11 protein-coding genes are annotated in these 13,669 nt (G+C 63.5%); 8 read left to right on the forward strand and 3 right to left on the reverse strand.

Annotated elements, in window-relative coordinates:
• Nucleotides 1-78: 78 nt before the first annotated feature.
• Genes AC1RQ5_RS05280 through AC1RQ5_RS05300 form a run of 5 tightly spaced genes read left to right on the forward strand, consistent with a single transcriptional unit; the run spans nt 79 to nt 6,064 of the window.
• Nucleotides 79-555, forward strand: a complete 477-nt coding sequence (locus AC1RQ5_RS05280; protein ID WP_493197441.1) for a formate dehydrogenase subunit gamma — start codon at nt 79-81, stop codon at nt 553-555.
• Entirely contained in the window at nt 552-2,105 is a 1,554-nt protein-coding gene (locus AC1RQ5_RS05285; protein WP_493197443.1) for a formate dehydrogenase beta subunit, read from the forward strand. Before AC1RQ5_RS05280 ends, AC1RQ5_RS05285 begins: the two co-directional genes overlap by 4 nt.
• A 10-nt stretch (nt 2,106-2,115) precedes the next feature.
• Nucleotides 2,116-5,019 carry a formate dehydrogenase subunit alpha gene (fdhF, locus tag AC1RQ5_RS05290; RefSeq protein WP_493197445.1) on the forward strand — a complete coding sequence of 968 codons (2,904 nt, stop codon included), beginning with the start codon at nt 2,116-2,118 and terminating at the stop codon, nt 5,017-5,019.
• A gap of 3 nt (nt 5,020-5,022) precedes the next feature.
• A complete protein-coding gene (gene fdhD / locus AC1RQ5_RS05295) occupies nt 5,023-5,865 on the forward strand; it encodes a formate dehydrogenase accessory sulfurtransferase FdhD (protein WP_493197447.1) in 843 nt (280 codons plus the stop codon).
• Complete coding sequence (locus tag AC1RQ5_RS05300) at nt 5,837-6,064, forward strand: formate dehydrogenase subunit delta (RefSeq protein ID WP_398481604.1); 228 nt, start codon at nt 5,837-5,839, stop codon at nt 6,062-6,064. The genes fdhD and AC1RQ5_RS05300 overlap by 29 nt, the downstream gene beginning before the upstream one ends.
• Before the next feature lie 139 nt (nt 6,065-6,203).
• Here AC1RQ5_RS05300 and AC1RQ5_RS05305 read toward each other — a convergent pair whose 3' ends face one another.
• Nucleotides 6,204-6,470 (reverse strand): BolA family protein, encoded by a 267-nt coding sequence (locus tag AC1RQ5_RS05305; RefSeq protein ID WP_398481606.1) that lies wholly within the window; start codon nt 6,468-6,470, stop codon nt 6,204-6,206.
• A 135-nt stretch (nt 6,471-6,605) separates the two neighbouring features.
• Here AC1RQ5_RS05305 and AC1RQ5_RS05310 point away from each other — a divergent pair, with 135 nt between their 5' ends.
• Both AC1RQ5_RS05310 and AC1RQ5_RS05315 read left to right on the forward strand, forming a co-directional pair.
• A complete protein-coding gene (locus AC1RQ5_RS05310; protein ID WP_398481608.1) occupies nt 6,606-7,253 on the forward strand; it encodes a J domain-containing protein in 648 nt (215 codons plus the stop codon).
• 392 nt (nt 7,254-7,645) lie between these two features.
• Nucleotides 7,646-9,145 (forward strand): L,D-transpeptidase family protein, encoded by a 1,500-nt coding sequence (locus AC1RQ5_RS05315; RefSeq protein ID WP_493197449.1) that lies wholly within the window; start codon nt 7,646-7,648, stop codon nt 9,143-9,145.
• A 102-nt stretch (nt 9,146-9,247) separates the two neighbouring features.
• Here AC1RQ5_RS05315 and AC1RQ5_RS05320 read toward each other — a convergent pair whose 3' ends face one another.
• On the reverse strand, nt 9,248-9,952 hold the full coding sequence (locus AC1RQ5_RS05320) for an MgtC/SapB family protein (protein WP_398481610.1): 705 nt from the start codon (nt 9,950-9,952) through the stop codon (nt 9,248-9,250).
• Nucleotides 9,953-10,123: 171 nt separating this feature from the next.
• Between AC1RQ5_RS05320 and AC1RQ5_RS05325 the strand changes: the two genes are divergently transcribed.
• Entirely contained in the window at nt 10,124-10,501 is a 378-nt protein-coding gene (locus AC1RQ5_RS05325) for an endonuclease domain-containing protein (RefSeq protein ID WP_493197450.1), read from the forward strand.
• 181 nt (nt 10,502-10,682) lie between these two features.
• On the opposite strand, the gene secA is transcribed toward AC1RQ5_RS05325, so the two are convergent.
• Complete coding sequence (secA, locus tag AC1RQ5_RS05330) at nt 10,683-13,532, reverse strand: preprotein translocase subunit SecA (RefSeq protein ID WP_493197452.1); 2,850 nt, start codon at nt 13,530-13,532, stop codon at nt 10,683-10,685.
• Nucleotides 13,533-13,669 lie beyond the last annotated feature (137 nt).

Genomic DNA, 13,669 nt, shown 5'->3' on the forward strand with positions numbered 1-13,669 from the left:
TGAGACAGCTTTATTGATCTTTGGATCGATTCCAATTTTGATTGCGTTAGCAGTCACAAAGACGATCGAGTACCCGGGATGAACGCTGTTTACGAACCATGGAGCGCCGCGCGCTGCACCGAGATCATCGCAAGCCATTCCCATGTGGAAGGCGGGGTGATCGTGATCCTGCATGCGATCCAGGACGCCTTCGGCTATGTCCCGGAACCCGCCGTGCCGATGATCGCCGAGGCGCGCAACCTGTCCCGCGCCGAGATCCATGGCGTGTTCACCTTCTATCATGACTTCCGCCACGAGCCGGCCGGCAAGCATGTGCTGAAAATCTGCCGTGCCGAGGCCTGCCAGGCTGCCGGTGGCGATGCGCTGGCCGCGCGCGCGGAGCAGAAGCTGGGCGTCAAGCTCGGCAACACCACCGCCGATGATCGCGTCACGCTGGAGCCGATCTACTGCCTTGGCCTCTGCGCCACTGCGCCGTCGGCGATGCTCGATGGCAAACTGGTCGGCCGCCTCGATGAGAAGCGCATGGATGCGCTGGTTGCGGAGGCACAGCGATGACCTTGAAAATTTACATCCCCCGCGATGCCGCAGCCGTCTGTGTCGGTGCGGACGAACTCGTCACTGCGTTCGAAGCGCAGGCCGCGACACGCAAGCTCGACATCGAGATCGTCCGCAATGGTTCGCGTGGCCTGCTCTGGCTCGAGCCGATGGTGGAAGTCGTCACGCCGAAAGGCCGCGTCGCATTCGGTCCGGTGGAAGACAAGGATGTCGCTTCTGTCCTCGATGCGATGATCGCCGATGGCCCGCATGATCTGCGCCTCGGCATTGCTGACGAGATCTCGTGGCTGAAGAAACAGACCCGTCTTACGTTCGTCCGCTGCGGCGTCGTCGATCCGCGCTCGGCCGAGGATTACGAGGCCCATGGCGGCTACAAGGGCCTGACCCGCGCACTCACGCTGGATGGCGCCGGTATCATCGCCGATGTCACCACCTCCGGCCTGCGCGGCCGTGGCGGTGCGGGCTTCCCCACCGGCATCAAGTGGAAGACCGTGGCCGACGCCCAGGCCGATCGCAAATTCATCGTCTGCAATGCGGACGAGGGCGACAGCGGCACCTTTGCCGACCGCATGATCATGGAAGGTGATCCCTTCGTGGTGATCGAAGGCATGACCATCGCCGGCATCGCGGTGGGCGCCACCAAGGGCTACATTTATATCCGCTCGGAATATCCGCATGCCGTCGAGGCCATGAATGCGGGCATCGTTGCAGCCAAGCGCGCAGGCTGGCTGGGCGACAGGATCAAGGGCTCGGCGCACAGTTTCGATCTCGAAGTCCGCGTCGGTGCCGGCGCCTATGTCTGCGGCGAGGAAACCTCGCTGCTGGAATCGCTGGAAGGCCGCCGCGGCCTTGTCCGCGCCAAGCCGCCGCTGCCGGCGCATAAGGGCCTGTTCGGCAAGCCCACGGTCATCAACAACGTGCTGTCCTTTGCGGCCATCCCGTTCATTCTCGACAACGGCGCCAAGGCTTATGCGGATTACGGCATGGGCCGCTCGCGCGGCACCATGCCGATCCAGCTCGCCGGCAATGTGAAATTCGGCGGCCTGTTCGAGGTCGCCTTCGGCATCACGCTGGGCGAACTCGTCGATGACATCGGCGGCGGCACGTTCACGGGCAAGCCGGTGCGCGCGGTGCAGGTCGGCGGCCCGCTCGGCGCCTATTTCCCGCGCGACTTGTTCGATACGCCGTTCGACTATGAGGCCTTCGCCAAGCGCGATGGCCTGATTGGTCATGGCGGCATCGTGATCTTCGATGACAGCGTCGATATGTCGAAGCAGGCCCGCTTCGCCATGGAATTCTGTGCCATCGAATCCTGCGGTAAGTGCACGCCTTGCCGCATCGGCTCCACCCGCGGTGTCGAGACCATCGACAAGATCCGTCGTGGTGAACGCGTGGCCGAGAACATCGCGGTGCTGCAGGATCTCTCTAACACCATGAAATTCGGCTCGCTCTGCGCACTGGGCGGCTTCACGCCGTATCCAGTGATGAGCGCGCTCAAGCATTTCCCCAATGATTTCGGCCCGGCGCCGCAAATCCAGGCCGCAGAGTAAGGAGCAGACCATGTCGCTCGTTCATGAAACCGATTACGGCACCCCGTTGTCCAAGTCCGAGAAGATGGTGACGCTCACCATCGATGGTCAGAGCATCAGCGTGCCCGAGGGCACGTCGATCATGCGCGCTGCCATGGAGATGGGCACGAAGATCCCGAAACTGTGCGCCACCGACATGGTGGATGCGTTCGGCTCCTGCCGCATGTGTCTGGTCGAGATCGAAGGTCGCGCCGGCACACCGGCGTCCTGCACCACGCCGGCCATGGAAGGCCTCGTGGTCCATACCCAGAACGCGCGCCTCGCGGCGCTGCGCAAGGGCGTGATGGAGCTCTATATCTCCGATCATCCGCTCGACTGTCTGACCTGCGCCGCCAATGGCGATTGCGAATTGCAGGATGTCGCAGGCGAAGTCGGCCTGCGCGACGTCCGCTATGGCTATGATGGTGAGAACCACGTCTTCGCCAAGACAGGCCCGAAGCACACGCATCATTCGCCGGAGTCCTGCGAGAACGATCGCTGGATGGCGAAGGACGAGTCGAATCCGTATTTCACCTACGACCCGTCCAAGTGCATCGTCTGCTCGCGCTGCGTCCGCGCCTGCGAGGAAGTGCAGGGCACCTTCGCGCTGACCATCTCCGGCCGCGGCTTCGACAGCCGCGTCTCGCCGGGCATGAGCGAATCCTTCCTCGGCTCGGAATGCGTCTCCTGCGGCGCCTGCGTGCAGGCCTGCCCGACCGCGACGCTGACCGAGAAGGCCGTCATCGAGATCGGCCAACCCGAACATTCAAAGGTCACCACCTGCGCATATTGCGGCGTCGGCTGCACCTTCAAGGCGGAAATGCGCGGCGAGGAGCTGGTGCGCATGGTGCCGTATAAGGACGGCAAGGCCAATCGCGGCCATTCCTGCGTCAAGGGCCGCTTCGCCTGGGGCTATGCGAACCACAAGGAGCGCATCCTCAATCCGATGATCCGCGACAAGATCTCGGATCCGTGGCGCGAAGTGTCATGGGACGAAGCGTTCAATTTCGCTGCGTCGAAGTTCAAGGGTATCCAGGCCAAGTATGGCAAGGATTCCGTCGGCGGCATCACCTCGTCACGCTGTACCAATGAAGAAGTCTATGTGGTGCAGAAGCTGATCCGCGCCGGCTTCGGCAACAACAATGTCGATACCTGCGCCCGCGTCTGCCATTCGCCGACCGGCTATGGCCTGTCCTCCACCTTCGGCACCTCGGCCGGCACCCAGGATTTCGACTCGGTGGAAGACACCGATGTGGTGATGATCATCGGCGCCAATCCGACCGACGGCCATCCGGTGTTCGGCTCGCGCCTGAAGAAGCGCCTGCGCCAGGGCGCCAAGCTGATCGTCGTCGATCCGCGCCGCACCGACATCGTGCGCTCGGCGCATATCGAGGCACAGCATCATCTGCCGCTGCTGCCCGGCACCAATGTCGCCGTGCTCACCGCCATCGCCCATGTCATCGTCACCGAAGGTCTGGTCAATGAGAGCTTCGTGCGCGAGCGTTGCGACTGGAGCGAGTTCGAGGACTGGGCGACCTTCGTGGCCGAGCCTGAGCGCAGCCCGGAAGCCACCGCCATCATGACCGGCGTCGACCCGAAGGAGCTGCGTGCGGCTGCGCGTCTCTATGCCACCGGCGGCAACGGCGCGATCTATTACGGCCTCGGCGTCACCGAACACAGCCAGGGCTCCACCACGGTGATCGCCATCGCCAATCTCGCAATGGCCACCGGCAATATCGGCCGCTCCGGCGTCGGCGTGAATCCGCTGCGCGGCCAGAACAATGTGCAGGGCTCCTGTGACATGGGCTCGTTCCCGCATGAGCTGCCGGGCTATCGCCATCTCTCCGGCGATGCCGTGCGTGAGCAGTTCGAGGCCATGTGGAACGTGAAGCTCAATCCCGAGCCGGGCCTGCGCATCCCCAACATGTTCGACGCCGCCACCGAAGGTACCTTCATGGGCCTTTACGTCCAGGGCGAGGACATCCTGCAGTCCGATCCGAACACCTCGCATGTGGTGGCCGCGTTGTCCTCAATGGAATGTGTCATCGTGCATGACCTCTTCCTCAACGAGACCGCCAACTACGCGCATGTGTTCTTCCCGGGCTCCACCTTCCTGGAGAAGAACGGCACCTTCACCAATGCCGAACGCCGCATCCAGCGCGTCCGCAAGGTGATGTCGCCGAAGAACGGTCTAGAAGACTGGGAAGTGACCTTGGGATTCGCCAAGGCGCTCGGCTACGAGATGACGTACAACGATCCCTCGGAGATCATGGACGAGATCGCGGCGCTGACCCCGACCTTTGCCGGCGTCTCCTACGAGAAGCTGGAAAAGGAAGGCTCCGTGCAGTGGCCGTGCAACGAGAAGCAGCCTCTGGGCACGCCGATCATGCATATGGACGGCTTCGTGCGCGGCAAGGGCAAGTTCATGCGCACCGAATATATCGCCACCGACGAGCGCACCGGGCCCCGTTTCCCGCTGCTGCTCACCACCGGCCGCATTCTCAGCCAGTACAATGTCGGCGCGCAGACCCGCCGCACCGAGAACGTCGTCTGGCATGAGGAAGACCGGCTCGAGCTGCATCCGCATGATGCCGAACAGCGCGGTATCCGCGAGGGCGACTGGGTGCGGCTGCAGAGCCGTGCCGGCGAGACGACCCTGCGTGCGCTTCTCACCGAGCGGGTGGCGCCGGGCGTGGTCTACACGACCTTCCATCACCCGACCACGCAGGCCAATGTCATCACCACCGAGTTCTCGGACTGGGCCACCAACTGTCCGGAATACAAGGTGACGGCGGTGCAGATCTCGCCGTCCAACGGTCCGTCGGAATGGCAGAAGGAATATGAGGAGCAGGCCCGCCAGTCGCGCCGGATCGCGCCGCTGGAAGCCGCCGAGTAATCCATGGTCGAGCCGGTCCGCAAAGCGTCCCGAAAAGTCTGGCGCCGTCACGGCGTCAGCGAGGGGCTGCGCGCGGTGCCGGAAGAGACCGCGCTGGCGATCACCTATAATGGCGGCACCTATGCCGTCATGATGGGGACGCCGCAGGATTATCGCGATTTCGCCTATGGCTTCAGCCTGAGCGAAGTCGTCGTTGCCTCGATCGATGAGATCGAGAGTTTCGAGGCCGTCGAATTCGACGATGGCGTCGAGCTGCGGATGTGGCTTGCGTCGGACAAGGCCGAGAGCATCAGCGCGCGACGCCGGCAGATTGCCGGGCCGACCGGCTGTGGCCTGTGCGGCATCGATTCGATCACTGAGGCGGTGAAGCCGGCTGCGGTGGTTGCACCCGGTGGTTCATTCTCATTCGATCAGATCATGACGGCGATGGACGCACTGGCGCCGTTGCAGAAGATCAATGTCGAGACACGTGCGGTGCATGCGGCGGCGTTCTGGACACCTGCAAGCGGTATCGTCGCCTTGCGCGAGGACGTTGGCCGCCACAACGCGCTCGACAAGCTGGCCGGCGCGCTGGCGCAGGGGAAGGTCGATGCGGTCAAAGGCATGGTGCTGCTGACCAGCCGCGTTTCGGTCGAGATGGTGCAGAAGACCGCCGCCATCGGCGCGCCGCTCATGGTGTCGGTTTCGGCCCCCACGGCGCTGGCCATCCGCATGGCGGAAGCTGCCGGCATCACCCTGGCCGCCATTGCGCGGTCGGACGGTTTTGAGGTTTTCACACATCCGGGTCGCGTGATCGCGGATGCATCAGGGCAAGAGCATGGACACGCACACATCGACGTCGCCTGACCGGCTGATCTACATGGCCAACCAGATCGGCGATTTCTTCCGGAGCCAGGGCCACGACCATGCGGTGGCGGGCATTGCCGAGCACATCAAGAAATTCTGGGATCCGCGCATGCGGAAGAAGATTTTCGAGCACATCGACAATGGCGGGGCAGGGCTGAAGCCGAACGTGCTGGAAGCGATTTCGTCGCTGAAGAAATAGGTCTCTCCGGTGTCGTCCCCGCGCAGGCGGGGACCCATACACGCTGGAGATCTGGCTGACGCGCGATATCCGCTTCGATGCGGCTAGAGCTTCGCTGACCGGGGGTGTGGGTCCCCGCCTGCGCGGGGACGACCCGGAGTTATTCCCCCGGCGCGATCGCCTTCACCGCCAGCGCATGCACCGTTCCTGCGAGTTCCGCGGCCAGCAGCGTATTCACCATCCGGTGGCGGTCGAGCCGGCTCTTCCCTTCGAAGGCCTCCGACACAATATTGACCCTGAAATGGGTTTCACCCTCCGGACGGTGGCCCATGTGACCGGCATGCAGATGCGATTCATCGGTCACGGTCAGGCTGAGGGGCGCGAAAGCATCCGTCAGCTTCTTTGTGATGTTATCTTTCATGGTCATGATGACCGGCTTAGCGGCTCCGGCCGCAGGCGTCCATCGTGATGTCGGGCCGGAAAGTGCGGCGCAGGGGCGCCTGTGAGGGTAATGCGAATGTCAAGACTTGAAGCTTTTTGCGTTGCGTTGTCATAGTCAGCCATGCCCATCGACTCATCCAAATTCTTCGACAGTATCCGCATCAAGCCGAACAAGCTGAGCGCGAAGCAGCAGGCCGCTGCCCGCGAAGCCTCGGTCATGTGCGAGTGGCCCGAATGCAAGAACAAGGGCCCGCACCGCGCGCCCAAGGGCCGCGCCCAGGACAAGGAATACTGGCATTTCTGCCTGAACCACGTCCGTGAATACAATCAGGGCTACAACTTCTTCCAGGGCATGGCCCCGGACGCCGTGGCCAGTTACCAGAAGGACGCGCTGACCGGCCATCGCCCGACCTGGAAAATGGGCGCCAATGGCACCAAGGGCAAAGGCAAGTCCGGCGAGGCTGATCTGGACGGCGCCGTCGATCCATTCTCCATGTTCGACGAGATGAACGGCCTCGGCCGTGGCCGCCGCCGCGCCGCGCCGGAAGCGCCGAAGCCCGAAGCCCGAAAGGTCATGAATGCCGAGCGCAAGGCGCTGCAGGTCATGGGCCTGACCGGCGAGGCGACGCTGGACGACGTCAAGGCCAAGTACAAGGCGCTGGTCAAGCAGCACCACCCCGACGCCAATGGCGGCGACCGTTCAACGGAAGACCGCCTGATCGAAGTCATCAAGGCTTACAACTACTTGAAGACCGTGATCCGGGCTTAGGCTCGACCCTGGGCGACTCCATCCGCCCACTCCCGCCCTCATCCTGAGGAGCCGCGCAGCGGCGTCTCGAAGGATGGCCGCAAGCTCCGGAGCGTTGCACCCATGGTTCGAGACGGCGCTACGCGCCTCCTCACCATGAGGGCGGAGCAGGTGGCCAAAGGCGCAGTCTCACCTCCGGTTAACCATCCCCGCCGTCCCCCGGCGCCCCGCCGCAATTCCGCCCGGCACCCGATCTTCAATCTCTATTGACCATCGCCGAACGGGAACCCGTCGCTCACAGCCGGTTGTGTTGCGGGCAGGGGCCCTTAAGGCTAATATTTGGGAAGGAATTAGGACTAATTTGTCCGCATTTCCTTGGGGTGTCGGCGGCCCGCCGGCTGTGGAGTTTCGTCTTGATCAATCGCTCGCTTGTTCGCGCGCTGCTCACCTCGGCCATCCTGTCGGCCGGTGCGCTGTTGGCTGGCTGCAATGGCGAGCAGATGTCGCTGGCCAGCAATGCCAAGGCCAACAAGCCGATCCCGGAAAAGATGCTGGCCGAAATGGCCGCCAAGGACATGGATCCGCAGTCGCCTTTGCTGATCCGCATCTTCAAGCAGGAAGCCGAGCTCGAAGTCTGGAAGCAGACGCGCTCCGGCCAGTTCGCGCTTTTGAAGACCTATCCGATCTGCCGCTGGTCGGGTGATCTCGGCCCGAAGATCAAGGAAGGCGATCGCCAGGCGCCGGAAGGCTTCTATTCGATCACGCCGGGCCAGATGAATCCGCAGTCGTCGTTCTATCTGTCCTTCAACATGGGCTATCCGAACGCCTTCGATAAATCGCTCGGTCGCACCGGCTCGCAGCTGATGGTGCATGGCGATTGCTCGTCGCGCGGCTGCTACGCCATGACCGACGAGCAGATTTCGGAAGTCTATTCGTTCGGCCGCGAGAGCTTCTTCGGCGGCCAGCGCGCCTTCCAGGTGCAGGCCTATCCGTTCCGCATGACCCCGGTGAACATGGCGCGGCATCGCGGCAATCCGAACATGCCGTTCTGGAAGATGATCAAGCAGGGCTACGACCACTTCGAAGTGACGAAGCAGGAGCCGAAGGTCGAGTTCTGCGAACAGCGCTACGTGTTCGATCCGGTGGTGCCGAATGCCTCGCCGACGCGCCCGGCGATGTTCAATGCGTCGATGAAGTGCCCGGTTTATGAAGTGCCGGCCGAGATCGCCGATGCCGTCCGCGCCAAGGAAGCGTCGGACGATGCCAAGACTGCCGAGCTGATCAATAAGGGCACGCCGATGGCGCAGCGCCGTCCGGATATCGACGGCGGCATGAACCGCATTTTTGCATCGAAGATTCCGGAAGGCTCCACCGGCCTGTCCGAGCCCGATCTGCCGGGCTCGCAGAGCGTCGCTTATGCGCGCGCGCCGGGCACCATCCCGCCGCACGTCAATCCGCCAAAGGCCACCGCGATGGCAACGGCCTCGCCGTCATTCGGTGCGTCGATGTTCTCGAATTCGGATGATACAGCGCCACTGTCTGCTGCGCCTGCTGCCGAAGCCACCACGCGCGTTGCATCGGCTTCGTCGCAAGGCGGCTTCTTCAGCAATCTGGCGAAGAAGGTCGGCATGGGTGGCGACGACACCACGGCGACTGCGACGCCCGCCGCGCCGGCGCCTGCTGCTGCGCCCACCGCCGCCACCAAGGCAAAGGCGCCGGCCACGGCGGCCAAGTCTGCACCGGCACCGGCCGCGAAGCCTGCTGCTGCTCCGGCGACGGCCGTCGCCGCGGCACGTCCGCCGCTGAAGCCGACGGTTGTCGCGGAGCCTGCCGCGCCGGCAAGCTCGTTGTCGGGCGCCGCACCGGTCGTCTCGGGCAATTCCTTCGACAGCCGCTTCTCGATCGCACGCTGATTCGTAGGGCGGATGAGGCGAAGCCGTCATCCGCCGGCGGAGTTCATGTGGCGAAGACCGCGGCGGATGACGCTGCGCTCATCCGCCCTACGACCGAGCCCGTCACGTCATATCCGCCGGCCGATCCTTCACGCGCTTCACCACGGTCACCGTGCGCACGCCGTCGAGCTCCTGCAGCTTGTCCGGATAGGTCGCGATATCCTGCGACGACACCTTGCTGAGCAGGATCGCGAGCTGGTCGATGCCCTCGGGATCGCGGCTCTCCACCAGAAACCGTTTCACCTGGCCGGGCCGCAGCGTCAGCGTTTCGCGCAACAGCTCCGGCGTCAGCGCGTTGTTCTCGACTTCCACCTTCAGCATGCAGGTCTGGTTGCGCGAACGATACGCCTCCTCCAGCGGCTTCATGCCGACGAGGATGAGCAGGATGATCACGGTCGACGCACCCGCTGCGAGATAGAGCCCGCCGCCGACCGCGAGTCCGATCGCGGCGACCGTCCATACACTCGCCGCCGTCGTCAGCCCCTTGACGATCTCGCCGCGCACGAGGATCGCGCCCGCGCCGAGAAAGCCGATCCCCGACACCACCTGCGCTGCGATACGCGACGGATCGAGCACGACATGCTCCTGGGTGAGGATGTGGCTGAAGCCATATTGCGAGACCAGCATGATCAGGCAGGAGCCGACGCAGACCAGCATGTGGGTGCGAATGCCGGCCGCCCACAGCAGCCGTTCGCGCTCGAAACCGATCAGGCTGCCGAGGGCGGCAGCCGAGAGGAGGCGGATCATCAGTTCGGTGTCGGATAGCATCAACGGGCTCCTCGCGAGTGCGCGAGGATGGCAATGATGAGGTGAGCAGGCAAGTTCCCGTCGGTTGTGATATTAGACTTGGCAATGCCCCCAGTGCTCCCTTCCCCCTTGCGGGGAAGGGCCGGGGATGGGGGTGCCGCAAGCTCCATCGAAGTGTTTTGAGGTCGCTCTATGAACGATCGCCAACACGCCTTCGCTTATCAAATGCGCCGCGAGCCAACCGACGCCGAGCGCAGGCTCTGGCCGCGCTTGAAGCACGACATCACGCTTGTTGGCTCACACTTCCGGCGCCAGGCACTCATCGGCCCGTTCATCGTCGATTTTGCGAGTCGCAAGGCAAGGCTGGTGATTGAGCTCGATGGCGGTCAGCATGACTGGCAGCGAGGGGCCGATGCGCGCCGCACAGCCTATATCGAAGCCCGCGGCTATCGCGTGCTCCGGTTCTGGAATCATGAGGTCTTTGAGAATATTGAGGGCGTGCTTCAGGTCATCCAGAGCGTGGTGACCCCCATCCCCGGCCCTTCCCCGCAAGGGGGAAGGGAGCACTAAGCGCGGCGCTTTTGGCTTGAAAGCCGGTTAGTTCAAAATTGAAACGCCCGTCGTTGGTAGGGGCTCCTCTTCACCCTTCCCCCTTGCGGGGAAGGGCCGGGACTTGCCCCGGCGAAGCTCGCAGAGCGAAGCCGGGTGGGGGTGCCGCAGGCTCTCACCTATCAGCCAACCCCGCCCAACCTCACGCATACCGCCCGTGGCAGTGCTTGAACTTCTTGCCGCTCCCGCACGGGCAATCCTCGTTGCGCCCCACCTTGCCCCACGTGTCCGGATTGTTCGGATCGCGTTGCGCCGCCGGCACCACGGCAGCACCGGGGCCGGTCAGTGCGGCATTGGCATAGGCCATTTCGTCTTCGCCGGTATTCGGATCGAGCTTGTGCGCTTCCATCGGCGGCAGTTCGGGCTGCTGCTCCGGCGGCACGATCTCGACGCGCATCAGCTGCGCCGTCACGGCCTCACGCATGTTCGAGATCAGCGCCTCGAACAGGTTGAACGCTTCCGCCTTGTATTCCTGCAGCGGATCGCGCTGGCCGTAGCCGCGCAGGCCGATGACCTGGCGCAGATGGTCCAGCATCACCAGATGCTCGCGCCACAGATGATCCAGCGTCTGCAGCAGGATCGTCTTCTCGACGTAACGCATCACGTCGGGGCCCCACTGGGCGACCTTGGCCGCCATGTGTTCGTCGGCCTTCTGCTCGATGCGGCTGAGGATTTCCTCGTCCGCAATGCCTTCTTCCTTCGCCCATTCGTCCACGGGCAGGTCGAGGTCGAGCACGCGCTTCAGCTCTTCCTTCAGGCCGGCCACGTCCCACTGCTCGGCATACTGGTTTTCCGGCACGTGCTTGGTGACCAGCTCCTCGACGAAAGCGTGACGCATATCGGCCACGGTGTCGGCGACGCTGTCATTCTGCATCAGGTCGATGCGCTGCTCGAAAATGACCTTGCGCTGGTCATTCTGCACGTCGTCATATTTCAGCAGGTTCTTGCGGATGTCGAAGTTGCGCGCCTCGACCTTCTGCTGCGCCTTTTCCAGAGCCTTGTTGATCCACGGATGGATGATCGCCTCGCCTTCCTGCAGGCCGAGGCGGGTCAGCATGGTGTCGAGCCGATCCGATCCGAAGATGCGCATCAGGTCGTCTTCCAGCGACAGATAGAATTTCGAACGGCCGGGGTCGCCCTGACGACCGGAGCGGCCGCGCAGCTGGTTGTCGATACGGCGCGACTCATGGCGTTCGGAGCCGATGATGTAGAGGCCACCCGGCTTCTCGACGGTCTTGGCGGGCTTGCTGCCCTTGGCCGGTTCGATCTCGACGATGTCCTTGGCGTTCAGCACGGCCGCACGGAAGGTTTCGATTTCGGCCTTGATCTCGGCGATCTTGGCGGCCTTCGCGGCTTCGTCCTCGATGCCGGCGGTCGCGATCTGCGCGCGCATTTCCCAGGAACCGCCGAGTTTGATGTCGGTGCCGCGGCCGGCCATGTTGGTGGCGATGGTGATGGCGCCGGGGACGCCGGCTTCAGCCACGATATAGGCTTCCTGCTCGTGGAAGCGGGCATTCAGCACGGCGAACAGCTTGGCCGGCTTGCCGGCGCGCGCTGCCGCATAGAGCTTGTCCATGCCCTTCGGATCGGCGAAGTCGATCATCTTGTAGCCGTTCTTGAGCAGGAACTCGGCCAGCACTTCCGACTTCTCGATCGAGGCGGTACCCACCAGCACCGGCTGCATGCGCGCATTGGCGCGCTGGATTTCGGCCAGGATCGCGGCGTTCTTCTCGCCGTGGGTGCGGTAGACTTCGTCGTCCTCGTCGAGACGGTTGATGCCGATATTGGTCGGCACCTCGACGACTTCGAGCTTGTAGATGTCGAACAGTTCGTCCGCTTCGGTCAGCGCCGTACCGGTCATGCCGGCCAGCTTGCCATACATGCGGAAATAGTTCTGGAAGGTGATCGAGGCCAGCGTCTGGTTTTCTGGCTGAACCGTGACGTGTTCCTTGGCTTCCAGCGCCTGGTGCAGGCCTTCCGAATAACGGCGGCCCTGCATCATGCGGCCGGTGAATTCGTCGATGATGATCACTTCGTCGTCGCGGACGATGTAATCCTTGTCGCGATTGAACAGCGAATGCGCGCGCAGCGCCTGGTTGACGTGATGCACGACGGAGACGTTCTCGACGTCGTAGAGGTTGTCGCCCTTGAGCTGGCCGGCGTCGCGCAGCAGGGTTTCGATCTTCTCCATGCCGGCTTCGGTCAGCGCCACCGTGCGCTGCTTCTCGTCGACCTCGAAATCGACCTTGCGCTCAAGCGAGGGCAGGAAGGTGTCGATGGTATTGTAGAATTCCGAACGGTCGTCGAGCGGGCCGGAGATGATCAGCGGCGTGCGCGCTTCGTCGATCAGGATCGAGTCGACTTCGTCGACGATCGCGAAGTTGTGCCCGCGCTGGACCATGTCCTCCAGCCGGTACTTCATATTGTCGCGCAGATAGTCGAAGCCGTATTCGTTATTGGTGCCGTAGGTGATGTCGCAGGCATAGGCGGCCTGGCGCTCGGCATCGTCGAGGCCGTGCACGATCACGCCGGTGGTGAGGCCGAGGAAGCCGTAGATCTGGCCCATCCAGCCACTATCGCGCTTGGCGAGATAGTCGTTGACGGTGACCACATGCACGCCCTTGCCGGCGAGCGCGTTGAGATAGACGGCGAGGGTGGCGACGAGGGTTTTACCTTCGCCGGTCTTCATCTCGGCGATGTCGCCTTCATGCAGCACCATGCCGCCGATCAGCTGCACGTCGAAATGGCGCTGGCCGAGGGTGCGCTTGGCGGCTTCGCGGACGGTGGCGAAAGCGGGCACGAGAATGTCGTCGAGGCTTTTGCCGGCTTCCAGCTGCGCCTTGAAGTCGGCGGTGCGGGCCTTCAGCGCGTCATCGGACAGCGCGGCGATTTCCGGCTCCAGCGCATTGATGGCAGCGACGCGCGTCTGATACGTCTTGATGCGGCGGTCGTTGGCGGAGCCGAAAAGCTTGCGGGCGAGCGCGCCGATCATCACGAAATCCTGTCTTCTCGATGCGGCCTGCGAAGGCCGTGGAATTGGTTCAGCGGATCGCCAGTTGAAACGGCGCTCCGCCTGTCGGCGTAAAGGCCGACGGTGATCAGTGGAGGTCGGGCGATCAGGGGTTCAAC

This window comes from Tardiphaga sp. GW821-FHT12E02, from assembly GCF_058807155.1.